This is a genomic window from Bifidobacterium sp. 2450, from assembly GCF_041900695.1.
Classification (GTDB): Bacteria; Actinomycetota; Actinomycetes; order Actinomycetales; family Bifidobacteriaceae; genus Bifidobacterium; species Bifidobacterium longum.
On the sequence record NZ_JBHEEA010000022.1, the window covers coordinates 1 to 25,278 of the forward strand.

Annotated in this window: 13 protein-coding genes; all 13 read right to left on the bottom strand. The window is 58.4% G+C overall.

What is annotated here, in order from left to right; translation table 11 throughout:
• Positions 1-921 (bottom strand): putative T7SS-secreted protein (locus ACEUKI_RS10070; protein ID WP_147295324.1); only part of this gene is annotated, 921 nt, incomplete at its 3' end.
• A complete protein-coding gene (locus ACEUKI_RS10075) occupies positions 918-1,574 on the bottom strand; it encodes a hypothetical protein (protein WP_374156832.1) in 657 nt (218 codons plus the stop codon). The genes ACEUKI_RS10075 and ACEUKI_RS10070, both read right to left, overlap by 4 nt.
• Positions 1,575-1,653: 79 nt before the next feature.
• Entirely contained in the window at positions 1,654-1,968 is a 315-nt protein-coding gene (locus ACEUKI_RS10080; RefSeq protein WP_115770768.1) for a hypothetical protein, read from the bottom strand.
• Between the two features lie 106 nt (positions 1,969-2,074).
• On the bottom strand, positions 2,075-2,368 hold the full coding sequence (locus ACEUKI_RS10085) for a WXG100 family type VII secretion target (protein WP_065437290.1): 294 nt from the start codon (positions 2,366-2,368) through the stop codon (positions 2,075-2,077).
• A gap of 159 nt (positions 2,369-2,527) precedes the next feature.
• Positions 2,528-3,073, bottom strand: coding sequence for an FHA domain-containing protein (locus ACEUKI_RS10090; RefSeq protein ID WP_179133480.1), 546 nt, complete (start codon positions 3,071-3,073; stop codon positions 2,528-2,530).
• A 5-nt stretch (positions 3,074-3,078) separates the two neighbouring features.
• Positions 3,079-7,707 carry an FtsK/SpoIIIE domain-containing protein gene (locus tag ACEUKI_RS10095; RefSeq protein ID WP_374156833.1) on the bottom strand — a complete coding sequence of 1,543 codons (4,629 nt, stop codon included), beginning with the start codon at positions 7,705-7,707 and terminating at the stop codon, positions 3,079-3,081.
• A 318-nt stretch (positions 7,708-8,025) separates the two neighbouring features.
• Entirely contained in the window at positions 8,026-14,112 is a 6,087-nt protein-coding gene (locus ACEUKI_RS10100) for a hypothetical protein (RefSeq protein WP_374156834.1), read from the bottom strand.
• A gap of 8 nt (positions 14,113-14,120) precedes the next feature.
• Positions 14,121-14,744 carry a hypothetical protein gene (locus ACEUKI_RS10105; RefSeq protein ID WP_080785312.1) on the bottom strand — a complete coding sequence of 208 codons (624 nt, stop codon included), beginning with the start codon at positions 14,742-14,744 and terminating at the stop codon, positions 14,121-14,123.
• Complete coding sequence (locus ACEUKI_RS10110) at positions 14,741-16,468, bottom strand: serine/threonine-protein kinase (protein ID WP_179133481.1); 1,728 nt, start codon at positions 16,466-16,468, stop codon at positions 14,741-14,743. The genes ACEUKI_RS10105 and ACEUKI_RS10110 overlap by 4 nt, the downstream gene beginning before the upstream one ends.
• Positions 16,469-16,665: 197 nt before the next feature.
• On the bottom strand, positions 16,666-20,703 hold the full coding sequence (locus ACEUKI_RS10115) for a DNA-directed RNA polymerase subunit beta' (protein WP_080785314.1): 4,038 nt from the start codon (positions 20,701-20,703) through the stop codon (positions 16,666-16,668).
• Positions 20,704-20,870: 167 nt separating this feature from the next.
• The gene (gene rpoB / locus ACEUKI_RS10120) at positions 20,871-24,434 is read right to left on the bottom strand and encodes a DNA-directed RNA polymerase subunit beta (protein ID WP_080785315.1); all 3,564 of its coding nucleotides are present in this window, start codon (positions 24,432-24,434) and stop codon (positions 20,871-20,873) included.
• 290 nt (positions 24,435-24,724) lie between these two features.
• On the bottom strand, positions 24,725-24,973 hold the full coding sequence (locus ACEUKI_RS10125) for a transposase (RefSeq protein WP_374156835.1): 249 nt from the start codon (positions 24,971-24,973) through the stop codon (positions 24,725-24,727).
• An 8-nt stretch (positions 24,974-24,981) separates the two neighbouring features.
• A partial coding sequence (locus ACEUKI_RS10130; RefSeq protein ID WP_374156836.1) for a transposase occupies positions 24,982-25,278 on the bottom strand: 297 nt, incomplete at its 5' end.

Sequence of the window (25,278 nt, forward strand, 5' to 3'; positions counted from 1 at the left end):
AGCAGTGCTCTTGGCATTTGCAATCTTGCTTACAGCTTTCAAGCCGGCCCCAACATCCAATAATGCCCAGAAACCGGATACCACAACTTCCCACCACGACGCATCACCGTTCGCCTTGGCCAACAGCTTGTCCACGAACAGCAGCGCGGCCACCGCCGCGGCAGCAACGGCAATCCAACCGCCGAAGAACAACCCAATAACACCAAGGACAATGGAGGCGACCTCAAGAATCTTCACGGTAATCTGCCAAGCATCGGAATACTGCCATTGCTCCGCAAAACCATGCAACTTCGGCGATTCACGCGTGGCAGCGGCAATAGCCTTGGCCTGCTCATCGCCAGCCTTCTTATAGTTGTCGACGATCCTATGCACCGCTGCTTTGGCCGCTTCCAAATCTCTATTGGCCGTGGACAGTCCTTGCTCATACTGGTCGACCATGCTCTGCGCCTGTCTGCGTCGATCCCGTGCACGCTCATAATCCTCGTCACTGGCATCAGGGCTGAGATTGGAATACGCACTTTGCACACGATCGAATTCACGCTGGCTTGACGCTACATTCTGTTGAGCATTCGCCTGTACTCTCTTGGCATTCTCCACCTCCACGAAGGCATTGGAAGCCTGACGCTGATAGCTATCGATGTCTGAACTCCACGTGTCCAGTGCTTTCGCGACATCCCCAAACCCTGTGGCAAAGTTGCGGAAATCCTTCGGCATGGTACCAATTTTGTCAACGAACTTGGTCACCCATTCGCCGCTCATGCCTTCCTTGGTCTGCAAATGATCCAAATCATCTGCCATCTTATTGAAAGTGCCTTGCAGGTTCGAGTATCGCCCCGCCAAGTCGGCAGTGAATCCACCACTCCCAGGAACCTGATTCCCCGAATACCCGACAAAACCCCAATCCTCACCATCGAGATTCACGATATTTCCTCCCCACTCGTCGACGCATACGCGCTGGAATTCACAAACTCAATACTCACCGTATCCGCCATCGAAGCAAACAAATTAAACAAAACATCAGCAATATCAATTTGCGGAGTGGCACCAGTTACCACAAACACATGCTCCCCACACGGGATGAAAGTTCGAAGCGACGCCACATGACGATTGGTTTTACCACCCTTGTCATCAACCAACGACGTTATTGATTGCGCCCGAACCGCAGTCCCCATTTTCGGCAAATTCACTTTCTGCAACGACATGAATTCACCATCACCAAGTTCAGCCTGTTCGCTGGAAAGCGTTTCAATAACTGCGTCCAATTCATCATCCAAATCACCTAAGACACTGGCCTGAGGTAATTGTGCAATCATGAATGTCGCCATTACCTGCACAGCATCATCAGGATCAATATCCGTCGCAATTGCATATCGGACACCGGACTTCCACGCATCGGCATATGCCTTCACCAAGTAACGGCGCAACGCGGGATAAACCGTTCGCCATGATGGCACAACATAGCGCAATTGACCAAGCTGACGTTCAATTTCTATCTCGCGATGTTTTGGATCCACTTCAATCTCATGCCACCCTTGTGGTGGAACCATGGAGATAACATATTGCTCGTTTGTCAATCCCATCCCCCTTGAAGATACGGCCTAAAGAAGCTCAATGCCTCATGCCTGTAGAATCAATCATCTACCACCAGACACGTCAGCTCCCACTGCCAGAAGTATGATCAACCTTCAACGAAGCCTGAATCTGCTCATCGACTTTATCGGAACCGGTTTTGACATTCTGTAGAAAATCAACCAATTTCTCGGTTTTAATCTTGTATTTATTCTTCGTGGATGAAACCTGAGTATTGAATTTGCTCAAGGCATTAATAACCGGGGCGTATCCCACATTGCCCTTGTCAGGTTTCATATCATCATTGCCACGTAAATTCAGTGTCTGCTGAATGTTCTCAAAGCCAGTCTTCATACGGACAACGGACTCATCAATAATGACTATCTTGGACTCAGCCATACACTCTCCCAATACAAGTACTGGAAAACAGTACAAAATAAGCAACGGCCTGCAATGCCTCAAACCCCCTGCATCGCAGGCCGCTCACTTGCCAATTCAGGCAGTATTACTGCAGCGCGCTGGCCAACTGAGAATCGAGTTCGGTCAAAGCATCCTGCGTCTTTTGCAGGAACTGCTGCATGCCATTAAGACCATTCACAGTATCGGTTGCACCCTTAGTGAACTGCTGGTACGAAGTCTCAAAAGCACCGGAAGCCTTATCTGTGACGAAGCCGCTCGTCACCAACTCGCTCACGGTCTTGTTCAACTGATCAAGCGTATCGACAAGACTTTGGCGGCCACTCTCAAGGCTGCTCTTCACACGCTGGATGTCATCATACGTTACATTTACGTTGGCCATAGGACTAACCCTTCCCATACGGAACCTTACGCCACCGGTCCATACCGCCGCCGACGCCGAATGGACAACCATGCCCATCCATGAGTAAGAATACCCCCGATATACGGTCTTGACAATACATCGAGCCAGAATAAGAACAGTAGAACGATGCTCTTAAAACTAGCTGACCTGCACCAACTTTGCTCTCATGCCGCCGAAACGTAACACATCACCCGGAACCATGCTGGTCCTGGTAAGCTTAGGCAGTTCAATTCTGGAACCATGAGATTCCAACCATGTACCATTGGCAGAATCACAGTCCATCACCCAGACCTGCCCTATAGCGGTCACACCAAATTCGAAATGTCTGCGCGAAGTCTGCTGGCTGGAATCATGCAGCACCGCAAATGCCTCATATCCATCTTCTGCCGTAGGTGGCATCCGCCCGGCACCACATCTCGATTTCACCTCAATGCGCTGCCCATCCGAAAACTCCATCACATACCGCGGAATTTTGCGATGCAAGGGCAGATTCACTTCGGCAGAGACCGGTTGACCAGCACGTACTGGTGGTTCGCCAAATGAAGACCCTTCCAAAGCGGCACGACTCCATTCATCTCGGATACTGGTCTGGCTGGTTCTTGGCAGCACAGGCAGTTCCCGATACACCTGCGCGGGGCTCGTACCAGCAATAATGCCTGATGCCTTTTTCTTCTTGCCAAACATAATCGTCATCTCCCCGTGCGCGGTGCTGGAGGTATCGCTGGCGTCTCCGATTGCGGCTCTTGTGGCATGGGTGGAGCCGGTATTGCTTCGACTGCGGTAAGCAGTGTATCCTGAGGCTCAGCTTCAGGAACTCCATCCATAGGTTCGCTGGACGCCACCTGCATAGTAACGGACAATGCTCCCATATGTACAAATCCTCGGCCAGATGGCACATCAGCCGTCAACTGCGCGCGGCGAAGACGAATATTGATGAGATCTTGGTAAATCACCTCGTCCGGTTTCAACAACACGCCTTGACGAATCGTCTTAACCTTGGATCCCCAATTGCCGAATCCAGTGGGAAATTCCGCCGCATCTCCAGCAACGACGAATCCCGCAGAATTAGCATCAAGTACACCGATCTTCGATTGCAACCAGTTCGAAGCTGGAACATCCTTCAGCAGTTGGCAGTCATCGAACACAAATAACGTTTTGGGATCATCTGCATATTGAGAGAGCAGTTCCTCGGTAAGCTCAGATGGCAGAGTGATTATCCGTTCTACACCCGGCTTATCGACAAATGCACGCAATGCATTGTTCTTGGGGGCTGCGAGAATCACGCGATACCCACCGGCTAGCGCGCCATTGACAATGGTGACCAGCATAGTGGTCTTGCCGCTTTGCGACGTACCGTAAATCGGCAACATGGGCGTCTCACCTGGATCGAACAATATTGGCTCGTTGTCTTCGCCACCGATGCCGAGCGGAATGCGGTGTTTTGTTCCACGTTCCGGAAGATAATCATCGCCATAGTCGCTGATACGAGTGTGCACTGCGGACAAAGTAATCTCTTCAGGCAGCTGCTCTACAGTGAAGGGCATGACCGCACGTGGCAATCCGCGGTCACGACCAGACTTCAGTTTGGTTCCGCTAGCACGAATCAATTCTGATTCCTCTTGGCCGGAAAGACCTTCGTGAATCTTTGCAACCTGGATTTCAGCGCCATCTTCCGATCGGTATCCACGCCCATCAGGAATGTTTTCCGGCACATCACGTGACGACATGCCGACTTCCGTGTAATCGGATGGATCGACCAAACGCAGCAGTATCTTGCTGTCCGAAAGCACCGACATGCGACCGGCTAGTAGTAGATGATCTCCTGTGAGAATAAAGTGAACACCTGAAGATGGGCCTTCGCGCATCAGTATCTGCAGACGCTCAATCAGGGAGCCACCATCGTAGCTCTGGAATACTGAGTTGAAACCATCCCATGAATCCAGCAATACCAATATGTGCGGTAATGCGCCTTCACGTGCAGCTACATCGCTCGCATTGTATTCATCGATGCTGCTGTAACCATCTTTAGACAGCAGACTCGCTCGGCGTTTAGTTTCCGCTTCAAGTTTGCCTATCAGACGCTCAATCTTCTGCGTCTCACTGCGTAACGCCACCGCGCCTACATTCGGCAAAGCAGTCAACGGTGAAATCGCGCCATTGCCTGCGTCGATGCAGTAGATGTGCAGTTCTCTCGGCGTATAAGCCATGCTGCCTGAATAGGCAATAGTGCGCAATGCCGTAGATTTACCGGAACGCGACGTTCCGACAATGAACATATTGCCAAAGGAACTGGCATCTATAGACACTACTGTCTGTTGCTGGCGTTGAGGATAGTCGCCCAAAGCGAATGGGATAATCACATGCCCCTGACTATCTTTATCGGTCGAGGCCTCAAACTCTTTCAGCTGGTTCAAATCCACATGTTCGGACAATGCCGGTAGCCAAGGCTGCCGCTGCTGAGGGATATGCTCACGACGCGCGACTTCGTTGATGCTATCCACAAGCATCTTCAAATCGGTCACATTCACATTGCCCTTGTCCTTCTTGCTCTTCGGCCGTTGTGGCACCGCGCCGCCGAGTTGAGAGAACGCCATTGAACGAATAAACGGAGTCTGAGTCTGCTGTGATCCCTTATTCTTTGACGGATTGATATATCTTCCGCCCACACGCGCCGATTGGAACGGGATCAGCGAGCTGGAACCCAAACGTACCACAGCACGGCCCGGTGTGGATTTTGAAATCAGTGCGGCATCTTTTGCATCGATCACATCTTGGCTCTCTGAGGAATCAGTCATGCGCAAGGCAATGCGCAGGTTTGTGTTCGCTCGGATTTCCGGGGAAACCACACCACCCGGTCGCTGCGTGGCAAGCAATAAATGAATGCCCAACGAACGGCCTCGCTGCGCAATGTTCACCAAACCGGTGACAAAGTCAGGAAGTTCACGGGCGAGCGAGGCAAATTCATCGATGACGATGAGCAATCGCGGTATCTCTGGAAGGCTGGGCTTGGCCTCACGCATATCGATATAATCTTCAAGATCCTTGGCTCCAGCCCGTGCCAGTAAATGCTCACGGTAGTTGAGCTCGGCACCCAGCGAAGTCAGCGCACGGGAAACAAGATGATTATCCAAATCGGTGACCATGCCCACGGTGTGAGGTAGTTTCACACAATCCTTGAATGCCGCGCCACCTTTGTAATCCACAAGCACGAAGTTCAACGCTTGTGGCGTATTGGCCACAGCCAGAGATGCGACCAAGGATTGCAATAATTCTGACTTACCAGAACCGGTGGTGCCGCCAATCAATCCGTGAGGGCCGTCTTTGGAAATATCCAATCCGAATGGACCATCCACGGATTCGCCAATCACACACGCTGTAGAACGTGGGTACATTGCCCATCGCGCCTCGATTTGCTCCGGCGTAGGCGTCAAATCCAGCAAATCCAACAGACGACTGTGATCGGGAATGGCGGACTGCCCTTCGGCAGGGCTGCCATCTTCAATGGGAGCCAACGCACCAGCCACGGCACCAAGCCAATCCTGCGATACCAAATCAGGCATGATGTCAAACACATCGTCGGCTTTGTTGCTTTCCACACGAAGGTCTTTCGCGGTAGCAGTAATCACGGTCTGGCATTCCTCAGGTAATAATCGCTCATCCGTGTCGATGCACAGTGCGTATATACCAAGTGCCGGCCCCTCCTGCAGGAGTCGTATGATGCCAGGCATGGAGCGCAGCACGTGCGCATGTTCCATGATGACAACCACCGCTGGCCCCACCCAGTGTTTGATGGACTGCCGCTTTTGCTCACTGCTGCGTTCATCCAGCATCGTCGTCAGCTCAGAAATACGCAGAGCCAAATCATCCGCACTAACCGCCATGGTACGCACCGCATTCTGACCGAAATGCGGCGCAAAATGCGGGAACCACTGCGCAAACGACCAATCAATGCCAGCAATCGCCTGACCTCGATCCTTAAGGCGAGGAGACAGCAGATACAACGTGAGATCACGGGTGGAATGCAATGCCGCCATCTGCGCGGTCATCCATGACACCACCGGATACAACACGTCGTCATTTCCAGTGCAGCCAACACATCCGGCATCCGGCAGAGATACCGTTACCGGGAAATTCTTCAACTGCCACTTGGTGACCCGCTCAAACTCCATTTTTTGGGGGTCTTCCAATGTGATGTGCGAGTCTATGGTTCCCGTGCCCACACGCAAACGCAGCCACGATTCATCAGTGGAGCGGCGGTTCCACAACCGTGCGGTGTGACGAGCGCAGATATCCAATACCTGTGTGGGATCAGGATACTCCCGTCGTGACTGGGCCACCTCAGCATCAACAGCTTTTTGCGCCTCGCCGCGAATACGCTTCGTGTTTTCCGCAAAGCGTTTCATCTGCTGCTTGTATCGCTTCTTTCCGGCACGATTACCGGAAATATACGAGCCAATCATCATCGCTGGGCTCATCAGACCGAACATGAGATAGGTATAGCTCTTCAGAAGCACGCACATTACTGCAGCCATTGCCAGAGGCAGCAGGCTCGTGAGCAGGGGAATCGGCGCTTTCTCTGGCTTCTGCGGTTCTCCGGGCAGCGTAAACTTTCGCTGTTTGACCACCTCGCGAATCTTCGGCGGCCTAGCGAACAGCCAGCGACCTTCCATTTCTTCAGTATCCACCGGCACGGAAGTCTCACGGCCGTGGGTCACGGTGACAATGCATTCCGGCAGCACGATTTCGGTGCTGTTATTCAGTGATACCGGTTCTATGACTTCTTTGCCATCGATGAAAACACCGGAATGAATTTCCCGCTTGCGCTTGCGGTACCATGCGGCGCGCTTCTGCAGCTTGCCTTCACGCACATGCGGAATCAGGCGCACGTCACTGTCTGCCCCGACATCCAACATGAAATCCGCATTCATGGAGTTTCGTTCAGGATTCAGCAATGTGCCTATCGACATCGTGCCGGCAGACACATCATATACAGCGCCCGCATTCTCGCCGCTGACAAACCGCAATTGCACATAACCATCATTGAGACCGGTATTGGCATAAGGATTCAATGGTTTCCGATCACGCTTCAACAGCGAAATCCACGAGCCCTCGTGCAAACCCGCCTGCGACACGGTAATGGTCGGAGGCACAGTTCTACCATCTATGGCCAAACCCATGGAATCCAAAGGCGACTGAAATCCCACAATATTGGACAGCGAAGGAAGAATAGCGGATATCGACGTATCACCGGACACATCCAGAGAGGCAGTGAAACGCACATCCGCAATGCCATCGTGGATGGTAACCAAACCCTTCATCAGTTTCTCCCCTCGCCTATCTTCTGATTAATTTATATCATCGCTCTGCCCATAGATTCGCAGCAGGCATGCACAAATGAAAGGGACTCCAGCACATCCTCGAACACGCACAACGTCTACGCACGACAAGCGATGCCGTTCAACGCTACAGCCGGTGACCAGACAACCCATACCCAGCCAACACCACATCACGCAATCCCTCATCAACGGTAGTGGGCCAGCCCAGAATCAATTGGACTGGCCCACTATGGCATCAGCAATTACTCACCGCAACGCCCCGCAAACAACCCTCGTTAACGGGAAACGAGTGCAGTCACCTCACCGCTCGAACGGGTTCTTGCGGTACGCAAACTGCTTCCGGCGCTGCTGCGCCATCACAATCGCTCCGGCGATGGCGGCCAAGACCACCAGCGCACCGAAGATCATCGTGTTGCGCAGCCATGGGGTGTGGGTGGCGTACTGCCACCAGTTGGAGGCCACGTAGATGTTGTCGTAGGTGGACGTCGCCTCGTTGCCTGCCTTGTCGATCGTGTGGATCACGATCTCGTGGCTCTTGGCGTCGGCGTCGAACGTCAGACTCGGCGTGGACTTGAACGTGGCATCGCCCTTCCAGCTGTCTTTGAGCTGGCCGTCGACATACACTTCGGTGGACTTGATGCCGAGGTTGTCTTTGGCATCCACCGACGCGGGCTGTCCCTGCTGGCTGTAGTACACGGTGCCGGACTTGATGCCGAGCAGCGAAGCAGTCGGCGCGGTCGAGTCGACGGCGAAGTTCACTTCGGCAGTGCCCTTACGGTCGGCGTTCTTCTTGTCCATGGTGTTCTGCGAGAGGTTGCCCGCCTCGTCCATGGACTGCACCTGCACACGGTAGAAGCCGTCGGAGTTAAAGCGGGATGCCGGCACGGTGTACACCGTACGGCTCCAGCCCTTGTCGTCAGAGGTCGCGACCTTGTAGTCGTTGTTGGTGAGCGTGGTCGCCTTGTCGTCCTTGGCGATCACAATCTGGCGCTTGCTCAGGTCAAGACCGGAGACGTTGATCTCCGTTATCTGCACGTCCTGCGCCTTCTTCAGGTAGGTGCCGCGCAGGTTCGTGGTGTCCGCATCGAACGTGTAGGTGGAGCCGAAGCGGTTCACGGAGAAGGTCTTCTTGGTCTCGAACGCATTGCCGGCCAAATCGGTGCCGTGCGCCTTGATGGTGTACACGTCATCGAAGTCGACCTTGCGTTCGAAGTCCGTGAAGTCCACGGTGCGGTCGTTGGCCGTATCGGTGGTGACGTTCTTGGGCATCTTGTCGCCCTTGAGTGCACCGCGATGGTCGCCGACCAGCGTGTAGCTCACGTTCTTCATGTCGATGTTGACATCGTTGAAGTCGATCAACGGTGCCACGGTACCGGCGTACGCGGTCTTGTCTTCCACGCGGTCGATCTTGATCTGCGGCTTGGTCTTGTCGATCACGAACTCGGGTTCGCTCACCTCTTCGGCCTTGTTGCCGGCCAGATCGGTGGCGGTGGCCTTGATGGTGAAGTGCGCCTCGCCCGTGAATGCCACGGAGTTCGTCCACTCGGTGGATTCGCGCGTGCCGCCGGTGCGCTGCCAGCCCGCCGGGCCGGGGGCTGCGGTGTCCGCGCCGTTATCGTCCTTGGCGGTGACGGTGATGACCGATTCGTCCTTGGAGGAGTTGCGCTCGACTTCGCGAATGGTAGCGTTGCGATCGGCCGCGTAGTACTTGCCGTTCTTCACGTTGTTGTTGTCGAAGGTGAGGGTCAGCTTCGGAGCCACGGTGTCGACCGTGAACTCCTCGTGAATCGTATTCGACGGGTGATCGCCCGGATCGGTGTAGGCGGCGTCCACAGTCCAGTCGCCGTCGCTGTCGGCGGCGAAGGTGGCCACGTACGTCTTCAGGTCACCGCTCACGTTCTTGAAGGAGGAGACCGGAATGGTGGCCTTCTTGCCGTCGATCGACGTGGTGACGACCGCACGATCGCCCTCATACTTCTTGGAGAAATCGAAGTTCGATTCGGTCAGTGTCACGGTACCGGTACGGTGGGCCTTGTAGTACTTGCCGTTGCGCACATCGTTGTTGTCGTAGGAGACCGCGATGGTGGGAGCCACGGTGTCGATGGCCACGCCGTTCAATCCCTTCAGTGCGTTGGCGGCTTGGTTGCCGTTCACGCCTTCGTAGGCGTTGAGCCTGCCGGTGTCGACCGGGTTGCCGGCCTCATCGCGAATGGTGAGGCTGGTTTCACCAAGGTAGACGCGCTGGCTGTCGCCATCCATCGTGAAGCTGATGCTGCCGGCGGCCGCGTCGCCCGCATAGACGGGAGCCGGGTCGTTCTTGCCGGAAAGCCAGTTGTCGAAGTGCTTGGTGGAGAACGCGGTGGAGTCCGCAGTCACACCGGACACATTATCGCTGATGCCGTTCAGCGTGGCCGTGAAGACATCAGTGGAGAAGATCCAATCCCACTTCTTCGGTGCTTCACTGGAAGCGGTCAGGTCGCCCAGCTTCGGAGCGGTCCAGTCGAGCACCACGTCTTTGGACTGGGTAGATGCCTCATTGGCCTTTGCCTGTAGACCGGCATAGGCGAGGTGCAGCGTGTAATTGCCTTCCACTTCGTTGGTCTTGCCGTTGATCAACAGCTTCTGGCCGGAGAGCGTCCACGTGTAGCCATCGCCTTCAGTCCACTGTGCATCGCTGGCATCCAACGGCTTGATGTTCTGCTCGTTCTGGCCACCGGTCAACGGCGTGGTGTTCGAAGTACTACCAGCGAGCAGGTTCGTCTTGCCGGCGTTGAGCTTGGCGTAAATCGGGAACCAGTGGTCGGTGATGGTGTAGGCCACCTTGACCTTGCCACGGAAGTACTTGTTGTTGTTATCACTGGAGTCAAGCACAGAGTTGTCGAACTTGGTGACCGCGAAGGATGCCTTGGTGTCGTCACCATTCACATCGGCAACGACGGCGTCGTAATCCTTGACATTGTCCTGAACCGGAGCTTTCTTGAAGCTTTCCTTGTCCAGCGCGTTGCCGAGGTTGTCATTGACACTTACCGTGATCTTGCTCAAGTCGTAGAAGCCTTCCTGATCAAGGGTGAACTGTCCCTTGCCTTCGTTGTCGAGTGTGACATTCACCGTCTTGCCCTCGGCGAGCGTCTTGCCCTTCAGATCAGTGCCGTCAGGAATGGTCAGCTTGACGGATTCATCCTTGATGCCGGACGTATGGGCTTCGTTCTTGGCGGAGCTGTTCGTGGACTGGCCGTTGGGCAGCAGATCCTTGATCCAGACCGTGAACGTCTGTGCACCTGCCTTGGCGAAGACCGTGTAGCTCTTGCCTTGCACGGTGGTATCGACGATGGTCTCGCCCTTGGCACCGGCCGGACCGCTGATCTTGGTCAGCACTGGGCGCTTGGTGTCCAACAGGTAGTTGGTAGTGCCGGTGCTTTGAGCGTTGAACAGCTCGACATTGTTGCCGAAGTTCTTCTGGAGCGTCAGCTGGTAGTCGCCGTTGAACTGCTTGCCGGTGGCATCCTTGTCGGTTTCGGTCCGCTCGGGCAGGTTTGCGGTGCCCAGCGTGATGACGCCGTCCTTATAGGTGGCATCACTGATCTTGAACGTGAAGTCCTTCGAGCCGGCGTCGCCGTATTGCACCGCGCCGGTCAGCAAGTCTGTATTGGCATAACCAGCCTTGACCACATCCCAGCGGTAGGCGAACGCGGGGTCACCGGCGACCTTGAGGGAGATGTTGGTGAGGTCTTCCTTGTAGGTCTTCTGCAGGTCGGCATCGTTGAGCTGCAGAGTCGCCTTCGCGGTCTGCTTGCTCACGCCCAGCGTATCCGGCAGCTGCTTGGCCGCAGCGGCCACGGTGGTATCAGTGGACTTGGACAGTGCGGTCTTTACCGTGGCCAGTGTGGTTTCGGCATCGCTGACATTGGGCTTCGTGGTCGCCTTATCGGTGGCTCTGAGGGATACGCCGGCCAGCGTGTACTTGCCGTCCTGGTCGCCGAGCGTCAGTTGGACCTTGTTGGGGTCGTTGTTCACACGCTGAAGTTCGGTCCACTTGCCGGTGACCTTATCGCCATTCCACGTGGTGTAATCGACCTTGGCTTCGACCTTTGCCAGACCAGAGGTATGTGCATCGTCTTTGCCGGCACCTGTTGCCGTGGAATCGGGCAGCAGATCGCGCGCGTCCAAAGTGATGGTGGCGGCAGAACGGGACACGACACTGATGGAATCGTCCTTGGTGGAGGTCAGTTCATCTCTGCCTGCCTGGTAGGCGGCACCGGTGAAGCTCGGGGCCTGCGTATCCACGCCGAAGGTCTTGGCGTTATTGGTCACGTCACCCAACACCGCCAGCAATGTGGGGTTATCGGTTACCGTAATGGCATACTGGCCGTTTGTGTTCTTGGCGTCGATCAACGGCTTGGCAACATCCGCAGAAATCACGATCTCGTCACCGGCGTCGTTCACCGTGGCGTCGGCCACCGGGAACGCGCCCTGGTACACGGTCTTGCCACCGGCGGTCAATGTGCTGGTGAGCAGGTTCAGGTCCTTGGTGCCGGCACCTTCTTGCAGACCCTTCAGTTCGTCCGACAGCCACGGGTTGCTCTTGACGGTCAGTGTGACCTTGGGAGTGCCGTTGATGTAGTCGGTGCCGCTTACCGATACCGTGGTCTTCGGCTGGACATTCTTGCCGATACGAATCTTCGTGTAGGTGAACTTATCGCCGGCAATTGCGTTTACCTTTTCAGCCTTGGACTGCGTACCTGCATTGTCCGTGGCTTGGATGGTGAAGTCCGTCGGATCGTAGGTTCCGGCCTTGGTGAGCGGGAATGTGTAGATGCCGTCACCGTTGTTGGTCAACGTGACCGTGGCCTGCTTGCCCGTCTCAGGATCGATACCGCTTGCAATCACCTTGCCCACACCGGCACCATCATCCGTAACGGTGAAGGTCAGGGCACGTTCTTTACGGTCGACTGCGAAGAGTGTCTTTCCAAACGGAATATCAATGCCACCGTTCTTGGAGTAGCCCTTCCACGCAACGGTAGGAGCGGTGGTGTCGATGGTGAACGACTGCGTTACAGTCGGCGCGCCCGGCAGCGCGGAGTTCAGGTTTATGGTGTGGTTACCGGTCTTCAGGACCAGTCCGGCATTGCCGCAGTCCACGGCACCATTCGTAAGATCAGCGGCATCGCACACCGGGATTGTGGCACCGGTGCCGTCGGCAGCCGGAACGGTCAGCAACTTGATACCGTTCGCCTTGAGCAGGGCGAGTTCATCGGCGAAGTATGCGCTCGTGCTGCTCACCGAGAAGCCGCCGACCTTGCTGTAATACGTGGTGCCGTTGTTGACAGCACCCTTATCTGGGGTGGTACCGGTCAGATTCAGGGACAGACCAGTGCCGGCATTCGGGTCAACAATAACGGTCTTCGCGTCGAGCAAATCGCTCAACGGCTTCGCATCGGAAGCGCTGCCGAACCAATTGGTGACCGTAACCGTGGTCTTGGTCAGGTCGGTCTTGCCGTTAGGCACGGTCCATGCTTCATCTGCCTTGACCGTATCGGTCTTGGTGCCGTTGCCATTCGGATACGTCACCTCATAAGACACGACATTGGCTGCCTCAGCCGCAACCGGAGTAAAGGTTACGGACGGCGACGTGGTCGTGAACCAGGTACCGTCGGTCGCGTCTTTGCCTTTCAGCCAATCAGTATCAGCAACGCCGCCGAACACCGCCGTATCCACGGCGGCGGGCTTGGTGCTGTTATAGGACAATTGAGGAGCCGTGATGGTGCTCGTGCCGTCGTCATCCTTGAACTGATTCAGGTCAATGGCGGCATTTGCCGCTGTAGGATCAGCCGGCGCGGCAACCGTCACATCGAGCGTAACCGGATCACCGCTCAGAGCGAACGCCGGACCATCATTCGGCTCAACGGTGTAGGTGTAGCCGTCCTGCACATTGCCTGTACGGTGGAAGTCGCCATACTTGACTTCCTTGACGCCCAAGATGCCCACGGTCACGGTAAAGACAACCTTGTCTTTATCCTCACCTACGTATTGTCCGTTACGGTCAAATTGGCCCGCGGGGAAACCATCAAACCCAGTAATCGTCACGCCCAGACGAACATTCGAGGCATTGGTGCGGCCATCGGCCAGCGGCTGGGCATTATCGGCCACCTTGCCGTCCTTATCGGCGGCATACCAAGCCAAATCCATCTTCGGCGTAGTGGCGGCAGCCGACTGTGCCTTGACGGCCTTGAAGGAGCGTGCGGACACCACGGAGCCGGTGGTCTGCTCGGGCTTGAGGTCGGAAGTCGAATCGGCGCTGGCTACCACGGCGGTAGCACCCATGGCAAGAGCCGCCACAGCCACGGCCGCACCGATCAACGACTTGCGCCAGAAACTGGAATTAGTCACGAAGCTCATTACTTGTTCTTCCCTCCACGAACCAGGATGGTACGGGATTCATCGTCGTCGGACGATGCTTCATTCGTCTTGCGGAATTGCATCAGCGAGGTCTCGCCCTCGTCCGCCAATTCGGCGGCGGAAGCCATGGACACCGGAATCTCAACCACAGATTCGAGTGCGGCCTTGGTACCCAGACGGGTGCTTTCGTCTTCCTCGTCCACCACGGCCGGAGCGGCGGAAGCCTTTTGCTTGGCACCGGGCACTGCGGACGGCTTGTCTTCGCCGGGGCGAGTAATGCCACCCTTGGTGCTGGCGGAACCCAGAGAGCCGGAGCCGGAGCCGGTACCGGTCACCGGGCGGAATTCGATGTCGCTGGTGTCATGCGTACCGGTGGTGGTATCGGAAAGGGCACCCTTCTTGCGCTTGCGGCGCGAGCCTTCGCCCAGATTCTCGGCGTTGGCCCACGAACCGGCGCGCACTCCACGCAGTTCGGCGATCTCACGTTCCGCGCGCTTGCCGGTCAGGGCGTCACGCACGGCGGGAATGTTGAACTTGCGGAACAGCACTACGGCCACGACCGCAAGAATCACGGCCAAAGCCAGGAATACGACTGCCAGAGTCCTATAGATATCGGCGTTCACTTGGCGTCCCCCTTGATATCAACGAAAGCGTTGACGATGGCGTCCTTGGTGGGCTTTTCGGCCTGTTGCGCGGCTTTCTTGCTGGCATCCAGCTCATCGGTGGTGGTTTCGGTCTTGTCGGCAAGCGATGCGGCGGCATCGGCCAAATCGCTCATCTGCTGTTGCGTGATGCCGTCCGCGCGGAACTTGCGCGGGTACACGCGCAACGCGTCCAAGGTCAGGCTCGCGGATTCGAGGCTGATCACACCGTTATCTTCCTGAGCGGCGGACTTCACCAGTTCGTTCAGCTTGCTGAAGTACGGCTTGTACTTGCCTGAATCGGATCCTTCGTTGATCAGCGGCACGATCTCCGTGTTGAAGTCGGCGATGTCGGCGTAGATCTTGGCGAGCTTGACGTTGCTGAAGCTACTCTCTTGTGCCGCGTTGTGCATCCACTGCGAAGCGGCGCGGATGCGGGCGTATCGCTGCGGATCGGTGTTGGCGGCGGACGCGCTTTGGCCGGCCATCTTGGAGCCGGAGTAGTAGTACCAATACATGCGGCCGGTGTCGAAGCTCAGCTCGGCCCACTTGGTGGAGTCCTTGCGCAACGAGTCGGCGTGCTGGTTGATCAGCGTGTTGTAGATCTGCTCTTCGTCGTCGCTGAAATCACTGTCAGCGGTGTAACGCTTGATCAGCTGCTCGTACGGTTCAATGGCATTAATCTTGATTTCCGCTGCGCGCACGTAGGCGGCTTCTGCGGCGGATGCGTCGGTGGTCTGCGCCGCCTGGTTCATCCAGTAGTCGTAATCGGTGTTCTGCGCGTGGTTGGCTAGCACCAGGCTGCCGCCGGCGAGGGCCAGGCAGACCACGGAGGCGATCGCCGTGCCGAGGAAGCCCCACCACTTGGAATTCAGCGCCTTGCGGTATGCGGCGTCTTCCTGCTTGTAGTGTTTCAGCGCATACGCGAAGTCGGCGCAGGTCTGGAAGCGATCGTCCGGATTCTTGCTGGTGGCCTTGGCAATCACCAGTTCCAAGCCCTGCGAAAGCTCCGGGTTGATCTGACGAATCGGCACAATGCCGTTCTTGCGCGGGTGTGAGCCGGTCAGCAGGTAGAACAGGGTGGCACCGAGCGCGTAGATATCGGTACGTGCGTCCACGGTGCCGTTCTCGGCGAACTGTTCGGGAGCGCCGAAGCCCGGCGTACCGAGCTGGCGGTCGTCACCGACCAGCGGCTTGCTGTCCGCATCCTTGCCGGTCTCCAGTGCAATGCCGAAGTCGATAAGCTTGATTGCGCCCTCAGGGGTCAGCATCACATTCGAGGGCTTCATATCGCGGAAGATCACCGGATGCTTGCGGCGGTGCAGGTAGTCGAGCACATCGCACAGCTGGATGCCCCAATCGACCACGTCTTCTTCGGACTGCGGGCCTTCCTTCTTGAGCAGGCTCGCCAAGGTCTGGCCTTCGACGTAATCCATAACGACGAACAGGCTGCCCTTTTCTTCGATCAGGTCGACGATACGCGGAATCGCCGGGTGATCGAAGCGCTTAATCATATTGGCTTCGACGGTCAGGCTCTTAATGACCAAGTCGCGCTGCACCGGATCAGAGGCACTGCGAATTTCCTTGATGGCCCATTGCTTGTTCAGCGAGGAATCCATTGCCAGATAGACGGTGGACATACCACCCTTGCCGATCTGGGCAAGGATCTTGTACCGCTTGCCGACCAATGTGTTTAACCCCACCATAGGTGGCCCTCCAACACTTGTCTCTTCTCTTACGACTTCCGTGCACGTACCGAGCCACAAACCACTGGGGGCGGTACCCACACCCCTGGGTCGCCACACTACCCCCGTAAATCGACAAGAACAATACTGCTGTCTGAAAATGCGAGATGGCCCGGAACCACACGAGTTCCGGGCCATCTTATCGGGGGTGAGGAGGGTTACTCCTCGATGTCAGGCTGACCGCCCTGATCGGAGTAGAAATCATCCGGGTTGAAGTCGTCACCGAGCTTCAGATCGCCGAACTCGAGGTTCGAGAAGTTCAGGTCAGACAGGTCGGCGTCGGAGAAGCTCGCGTCGCCGAGATCGCCATCGCCGCCCAGACCGAAGTTCGGGTAGATGGTGTCGCGGATGGCCTTGTCGGGCTCGACCACGGCGTTGCGGTAGCGGGCGAGGCCCGTACCGGCCGAGATGAGCTTACCGATGATGACGTTCTCCTTGAGGCCCTTGAGGTCGTCGACCTTCTCGGAGAGGGCGGCTTCGGTGAGCACGCGGGTGGTCTCCTGGAAGGATGCGGCGGACAGCCAGGAGTCGGTGGCCAGCGATGCCTTGGTGATGCCCATAAGCGCCGGACGACCGACGGCCGGACGGCCACCGTTCTTGACGATGTTGCGGTTGATCTCACGGAAGCGGGCGTTGTCCACCAGCTCACCCGGCAGCAGGTCGGTGTCGCCGGAGTCGATGATGGTCACGCGACGGGTCATCTGGTGCACGATGACCTCGATGTGCTTGTCGTGGATATCCACACCCTGGGAGCGGTACACGGTGTGCACTTCCTCCACGATGTTGACCTGGGCGGCGCGCTTGCCGAGGATGGTGAGGATCTTCTTGGGATCCACAGAACCTTCGACCAGCTGGGTGCCGACCTTGATGTGGTCGCCGTCTGCAACCTTGAGCGGCACGCGCTTGGAGACCTGGTAGGTGATTGGCTTGATCACGCCGTCTTCCTTCGGCGCGCCGGAATCGGCGTCCGGGGTCAGGATGATCTGGCGACCGCGATCGTTCTCCACGATCTTGATGCTGCCGGCGAACTCGGTGATCGGGGCCTCACCCTTCGGGGTGCGGGCCTCGAAAAGCTCGGTGACACGGGGAAGACCCTGGGTGATATCGGAGGCTGCGGCCACACCACCGGAGTGGAAGGAACGCAGCGTCAGCTGGGTACCAGGCTCACCGATGGACTGGGCGGCGACGATACCGACGGTCTCGCCAACATCGACCAGCTTGTTGGTGGCCAGGGACCAGCCATAGCACTTGGCGCACACACCGCGCTTGGACTCGCAGGTCAGCACGGAACGGCACTTGACTTCCTCAACACCGTGGGTCACGAGGTCGTTGAGCACGTCCATGGACAGGGCGTCGTCGCGCTTGTACAGCACGGTCTGTCCGTCGGCCGGGTCGATGACGTCGGCGGCGAGCAGACGGGAGTACGGGCCACCGTCGGCGGCCTTGACGAGCACCAGGTTGCCGTCGTTGTCGCGCTCGGCGACGCGGATGGGCAGACCGGCCTTGGTGCCGCAGTCCTCTTCGCGCACGATGACGTCCTGCGAGACGTCGACCAGACGACGGGTCAGGTAACCGGATTCTGCGGTACGCAGTGCGGTATCGGCCAGACCCTTACGTGCACCGTGCTGGGAGATGAAGTACTCCAGCACGGACAGGCCGTCGCGGTAGTTGGACTTCACAGGACGAGGAATAATCTCACCCTTCGGGTTAGCCACGAGGCCTCGCATACCTGCGATCTGGTTGATCTGCATCATGTTGCCTCGTGCACCAGACTGCACGATGATGGCCAGGTTGGAGGTCGGGTCGAACTTCTCCTCGACTTCCTTGGACACCTCGGCGGTGCACTCGGTCCACAGGTCGATGAGTTCCTGACGACGAGCTTCCTCGGTCAACAGACCCATCTCGTAGTTGGCGTTGACCTTGTCGGCCTTGGCCTCGTACTCGGCAATCTTCTCGTCGCGCTCGGGCGGCTCGTTCACGTCGGAGAACGCGAAGGACACACCGGACCACGGTGCACGGGTGAAACCGAGATCCTTCAGGGCGTCCAGCGTGGCGGCCACCTGCTGGGTGGAGTAGCGCATGGCGATGTCGTCGACGATCTTGGACAGACGGCCCTTGGCCACCTGCTCGTTGACGAACGGGTAGTCGGTCGGCAGGGTCTCGTTGAACAGGATGCGGCCGTAGGAGGTGGCGAACAGCACGGTGCCATCGTGGAAACGCTCTTCCTTGGTGATCTCGTCCTCGCCTTCACGCGGGTCGAGCACCTTGACTTCGCCGGGCTCCCAGTTCTTCGGCAGCACGAAGCTCTCGGGCAGGCGGATGAGCACCTTGGCCTGCATGTCGATCTCGTGGCGGTCGAGGGCCATTTCGGCCTCTTCCAGCGAGGAGAACACGCGGCCCTGGCCCTTGGCGCCTTCCAGCACGGTGGACAGGTAGTACAGACCGAGGATCATGTCCTGGGACGGCATGGTCACGGTGTGACCGTCAGCCGGCTTCAGGATGTTGTCGGAAGCCATCATCAGCGAGCGGGCCTCGGCCTGGGCTTCGGCGGAGAGCGGCAGGTGGACTGCCATCTGGTCACCATCGAAGTCGGCGTTGAAGGCGGCGCAGGCCAGCGGCGGCAGGTGGATGGCCTTGCCTTCCACCAGGATCGGCTCGAACGCCTGAATACCCAGACGGTGCAGCGTAGGTGCACGGTTGAGCAGCACGGGGTGCTCGGAGATGACCTCCTCGAGCACACCCCACACTTCGGCGTCGCCGCGGTCCACGAGACGCTTGGCGGACTTCATGTTCTGCGCGTAGTTCAGGTCCACGAGGCGCTTGATGACGAACGGCTTGAACAGCTCGAGGGCCATCGGCTTCGGCAGACCGCACTGGTGCATGCGCAGGGACGGGCCGACCACGATCACGGAACGGCCGGAGTAGTCGACTCGCTTACCGAGCAGGTTCTGACGGAAACGACCCTGCTTACCCTTGAGCATGTCGGACAGGGACTTCAGCGGACGGTTGGAGGCACCGGTGACCGGGCGACCACGACGGCCGTTGTCGAACAGGGAGTCGACGGCTTCCTGGAGCATGCGCTTCTCGTTGTTGAGCATGATTTCAGGGGCGCCGAGCTCGATCAGTCGCTTCAGACGGTTGTTACGGTTGATCACACGGCGGTACAGGTCGTTGAGGTCGGAGGTGGCGAAACGGCCACCGTCGAGCTGGACCATCGGGCGCAGGTCCGGCGGGATGACCGGGATCACGTCAAGCACCATGGCCTCCGGCTTGTTGCCGGTGGTCAGGAAGGCGTTGACGACCTTGAGGCGCTTCAGAGCCTTGGTCTTACGCTGCTCGGAAGCGCCCTTGATCTCCTCGCGCAGTTCCTTGGAGATGGTCTCCAGGTCGAGGGACTGCAGGCGCTTCTTGATGGCTTCGGCGCCCATGCAGCCGTCGAAGTAATCGCCGTAACGGTCCTGCATCTCGCGCCACAGGTCCACGTCGTCGATCATGTCGCCGGGCTTGAGCTTCTTGAACTTGTCGAAGACGGCGTCCACACGGGCGATCTGGTCGTTGTAGCGGGTGCGGATGGCGGCCATATCACGCTCGGCACCGTTACGCAGCTTGGTGCGGGCCGGGCCCTTGGCCTCGCCGGCCTCCTCAAGGGCGGCGAGATCCTCTTCGACCTTCTTAGCGCGAGCTTCGATGTCGGAGTCACGGCGCTGCTCAAGGCGCTTGATCTCGGAATCGAACTCGTCCTGCAGGCCGGGCAGATCGTTGTGGCGCTCGTCCTCGTTCACCTCGGTGACCATGTAGGAGGCGAAGTAGATCACGCGCTCCAGATCCTTCGGGGTGACGTTCAGCAGGTAGCCGAGGCGGGAAGGCACACCCTTGAAGAACCAGATGTGCGTCACCGGGGCGGCGAGCTCGATGTGGCCCATGCGCTCACGACGCACGCGGCTGCGGGTCACTTCGACGCCGCATCGCTCGCAGACGATGCCCTTGAAGCGCACGCGCTTGTACTTGCCGCAGGCGCACTCCCAGTCACGGGTCGGGCCGAAGATCTGTTCGCCGAACAGACCGTCCTTCTCAGGCTTCAGCGTACGGTAGTTGATGGTTTCAGGCTTCTTGACCTCACCGTGGCTCCAACCACGGATGTCATCGGCGGTGGCAAGGCCGATGCAAATCTTGTCAAATGCGTTGACGTCCAGCACTTGTTAATCCGTTTCTGTTCTTGAGACCTTCCCAAGCTCCCCTTGTCAGGGGAGCTGTCAGCCAAGGCTGACTGAGGGGTAGTGCAAACCGGAAAGGTCTCTGTACGTTATTTATTTCACGTTGGCGGAGCTACACGCGGCGTATTGACCGCATGCAGCCCGAGGGATCACTGGTATTCGGGCTCTTCGGCCTTCTGGTCTTCCTTGGCGGCCGCGTCGGGGCGGGCGCCAATGTTGAAGCCGAGGTCGTCAGCGGAGCTGGCCGGATCGTCGTCCTCATCCTTCATGTCGATGGCCACGCCTTCGGCGTTGAGCACTTCGACGTTCAGGGACAGGGACTGCATTTCCTTCAGGAGCACCTTGAACGACTCGGGGATGCCTGCCGGCGGCAGGTTATCGCCCTTGACGATGGCACCGTAGACGCGCACGCGGCCGTCGACGTCATCGGACTTGGTGGTCATCATCTCGTGCAGCGTGTAGGCGGCGCCGTAGGCCTCAAGGGCCCACACCTCCATCTCGCCGAAGCGCTGGCCACCGAACTGGGCCTTACCACCGAGCGGCTGCTGGGTGATCATGGAGTACGGGCCGGTGGAACGAGCGTGAATCTTGTCGTCGACCAGGTGGTGCAGCTTCAGCATGTACATGTAGCCAACAGAAATCGGCTTGGTGTACGGCTCACCGGTACGGCCATCGAACAGGGTGGCCTTGCCGTCGGGGCCGACCAGACGGTCGCCGTCGCGGTTCGGCAGCGTGGTGGACAGCAGGCCCTTCAGGACCTCAGGCTTGACACCGTCGAACACCGGGGTGGCAACCGGGGTGCCCGGCTCGGCCTTCTCGGCACCGGAGGGGACCAGCTTCTTCCACTCGGCTTCCATGTTCGGGTCAAGGGAGATGTCCCAGCCGGCGCGGGCGATCCAGCCGAGGTGCAGTTCGAGCACCTGGCCGAGGTTCATTCGGGAAGGCACACCCAGCGGGTTCAGCATGATGTCGACCGGGGTACCGTCCGCGAGGAACGGCATGTCTTCCTCAGGCAGGATGCGGGAGATGCAACCCTTGTTGCCGTGGCGGCCGGAGAGCTTGTCGCCCACCGTGATCTTACGGTGCTGGGCGATGTAGACGCGGATCATCTGGTTGACGCCGTTGGGCAGCTCGTCGCCGTCCTCCTCGGCATCCTCACGGGTGATCTCCTTGACACCGATAACGGTACCGGTCTCGCCGTGAGGCACGCGCAGGGAGGTGTCGCGCACCTCGCGGGACTTCTCGCCGAAGATGGCGCGCAGCAGGCGCTCCTCCGGGGTCAGCTCGGTCTCACCCTTCGGGGTGACCTTACCGACCAGGATGTCACCGGCCTCGACCTCGGCGCCGATGCGGATGATGCCGCGCTCGTCGAGGTTGGCCACGGCGTCCTCGCCGACGTTCGGCAGGTCGCGGGTGATCTCTTCGGCACCCAGCTTGGTTTCGCGGGCGTCGATCTCGTACTCCTCGATGTGGATGGAGGAGAGGGTGTCGTCCTGCACGAGGCGCTGGGAGATGATCACAGCATCCTCGTAGTTGTAGCCGTTCCAAGGCATGAAGGCGATGAGCAGGTTCTTGCCCAGGGCCAGGTCGCCGTTCTGGATGGCGGGACCGTCAGCCATAACCGAGCCGGCTTCCACACGCTCGCCGTCGTGGACAATCGGGCGCTGGTTGTAGCAGGTGGTCTGGTTGGAGCGCTGGAACTTGGCCAGCTTGTAGGAACTGGTGGTGCCGTCGTCGTTCATCACGCGGATCAGGTCGGCGGACACGTAGGTGACCACACCGTCCTTCTCGGACTTGATGACGTCGCCGGAGTCGTTGGCAGCGCGCCATTCGGAGCCGGTGCCCACCAACGGGCGCTCGGATTCGATCAGCGGCACGGCCTGACGCTGCATGTTGGTACCCATCAGCGCACGGTGGCCCTCATCATGCTCCAGGAACGGAATCAGGGAGGCGCCGAGGGAGACCATCTGGCGCGGGGAGACGTCCATGTAGTCCACGGAGCTCACCGGCACATCGACCGCCTCTTCTTCGCCGACTCGGGCAAGGGCGGACTTCTGCACGAAGTTGCCGTTCTCGTTGAGCTCCTGGTTGGCCTGGGCGATGACGTGATCAAGATCGCGGTCAGCGGTCATGTATTCGACCTCGTCGGTCACGTGGCCGTTGACGACCTTGCGGTACGGGGTCTCGATGAAGCCGAACGGGTTGACGCGGCCGAAGGTTGCCAGGGAGCCGATCAGACCGATGTTCGGGCCTTCAGGAGACTCGATCGGGCACATACGGCCGAAGTGGGACGGGTGCACGTCGCGCACCTCCATGGAGGCGCGGTCGCGGGACAGACCGCCGGGGCCCAGTGCGGAAAGACGACGCTTGTTCGTCACACCGGACAGCGGGTTGTTCTGATCCATGAACTGGGAGAGCTGGGAAGTGCCGAAGAACTCCTTGATGGTGGCGTTCACCGGGCGGATGTTGATCAGGGACTGCGGGGTGATGGCCTCGGCGTCCTGAGTGGTCATACGCTCGCGCACCACGCGCTCCATACGGCTCAGACCGGTACGCAGCTGGTTCTGAATCAGCTCGCCGACCTGACGGATACGACGGTTGCCGAAGTGATCGATATCGTCGACGTCCACGCGCAGGTCAACGTCTTCGCCGTTGCGCTTGCCCGGGAAGGTCGCCGCACCGTCGTGCAGGGCCACCAGGTACTTGATCGTGGCGATGATGTCTTCCTGGTGGAGGGAACGATCGTTGAAATCGGCCTCGACACCCAGCTTGCGGTTGATCTTGTAGCGGCCAACGCGGGCCAGATCGTAGCGCTTGGTGTTGAAGTAGAAGGAGTCCAGCAGGTTCTTGCCGGCCTCGGGGGTCGGGGTGTCGGCCGGACGAATCTTGCGGTAGAGGTCAACGAGGGCCTCGTCCTGGGTCTCGAGGGTTTCCTTCTCCAGTGCGTCGAGCACCAGCGGGTAGTCCTTGAATGCCTGGGCGATCTCGGACTTGGTCATGCCGATGGCCATGAGGAACACGATGGCGGACTGCTTGCGCTTGCGGTCCACGCGCACCTGCGGCTGGTCCTTCTTGTCGATCTCGAACTCGAGCCATGCACCACGGCTCGGGATGATCTTCGCGCCGAAGACTTCCTTATCGGAGGTGCGATCCTGCCGGCGGTCGAAGTAGACGCCCGGGGAACGCACGAGCTGGGAGACGATGACTCGCTCGGTGCCGCCGATGATGAAGGTGCCGTGCGGGGTCTGCAGCGGGAAGTCGCCCATGAACACGGTCTGGGACTTGATCTCGCCGGTGTCGCCGTTCTCGAATTCGGCGTTCACGTACAGCGGAGCGGAGTAGGTGTAATCCTTCTCCTTGCACTCCTGCACGGTGTGGCGCGGCTCCTCGAAGTACGGGTCCGAGAAGGTCAGGGACATGGTCTGTGCAAAGTTCTCGATCGGGGAGATCTCGTTGAAGACCTCGTCGAGACCGGAGGTGTGGGCCACGGTGTTGGTGCCGTTAGCCTCATCCTCTTCGACGCGCTTCTTCCAGCGGTCGGAGCCGATCAGCCAATCGAAGCTGTCGGTCTGCACGCCCAGCAGGTAGGGCACATCGATGGGTTCCTTGATGGAACCGAAGTTCACGCGATCCGACGCCTTGTGCAGGTCAATGTCATGCTGGTCGGCGCGTGCGATGATGGTGGTGGTGTTCGTCGTAGACTCAGTAGCCAATGGACGTTCCTTATCGCTCGCTAATATGTGGTAATTCCCCTGGGAGCGCCGGCATGGCCACCATATGCCTATGCGGACGCTTCATTGTCGGCGGCATGCCCGCAATATGACACACCTCATGCGAAGTCAAAAGAATAGCGGTATGGCGCGACAAATCCACCTTTTGCCATTACTGACGTCGCGTTAATGTAACGGAATCCATGTTCTATCGCAAACAAATAGACGAATGCATTCCACGAAGAAAAACTCAATATCGCAGCGTAATGAGAGGCTTCTGCTGTTTTCGTGGGTTAGATTGCGGGTTGTGGCAGTCGTATGTCGGGTCCGCCGCATCGGAGCATGACCAGGGCGATGAGGTTGGTGACGTGGTGGAATCCGTGGGCCATGCGGATGGTGGCCTTGATCCTGTTGTCGGACGCCTCGAGCCTGGCGTTGGAGTATCCCAGCCGGATGGTCCTGAGGATGTCGGGGCGGCGCCGCCGGATCTTCTTGGCGAGTTCGACGATCTCGGGTATGCGCGAGTGGGACGCCCGGAACACCCAACGGTTCAGTTCGCCGCGGCTTGGCCGATGGGGTGTTTGAGCAGGGTGCGCAGGAGTTCCTTGGGCTGCCATGCGCGGTAGAGCTGGCCCTTGGGGTCCGTGTCCCGCAGGCTTTCGAACGCCTCCTCCTGTCTGCCGGTCAGGTCGCCGGGGTTCTTCAGGACGGCGTATTTGACGCCGCGCATGCGCTTCATGGTCTTCTCGTCGCCGTCGCGCCTCGCCTGGTTCCACAGGCGTTTCCTGACCTTGTCGAGCGCGTCGGTCATCCAGGAGACGATGTGGAACCCGTCCAATACGCGTTC

What these genes read in the sequence shown, in the direction of transcription:
- ACEUKI_RS10080 (WP_115770768.1), bottom strand. Translation starts at nt 1,968, where the DNA reads ATGGCTGAGTCCAAGATAGTCATTATTGATGAGTCCGTTGTCCGTATG.
- ACEUKI_RS10085 (WP_065437290.1), bottom strand. Translation starts at nt 2,368, where the DNA reads ATGGCCAACGTAAATGTAACGTATGATGACATCCAGCGTGTGAAGAGC.
- ACEUKI_RS10090 (WP_179133480.1), bottom strand. Translation starts at nt 3,073, where the DNA reads ATGTTTGGCAAGAAGAAAAAGGCATCAGGCATTATTGCTGGTACGAGC.
- ACEUKI_RS10095 (WP_374156833.1), bottom strand. Translation starts at nt 7,707, where the DNA reads ATGAAGGGTTTGGTTACCATCCACGATGGCATTGCGGATGTGCGTTTC.
- ACEUKI_RS10110 (WP_179133481.1), bottom strand. Translation starts at nt 16,468, where the DNA reads ATGGTGGGGTTAAACACATTGGTCGGCAAGCGGTACAAGATCCTTGCC.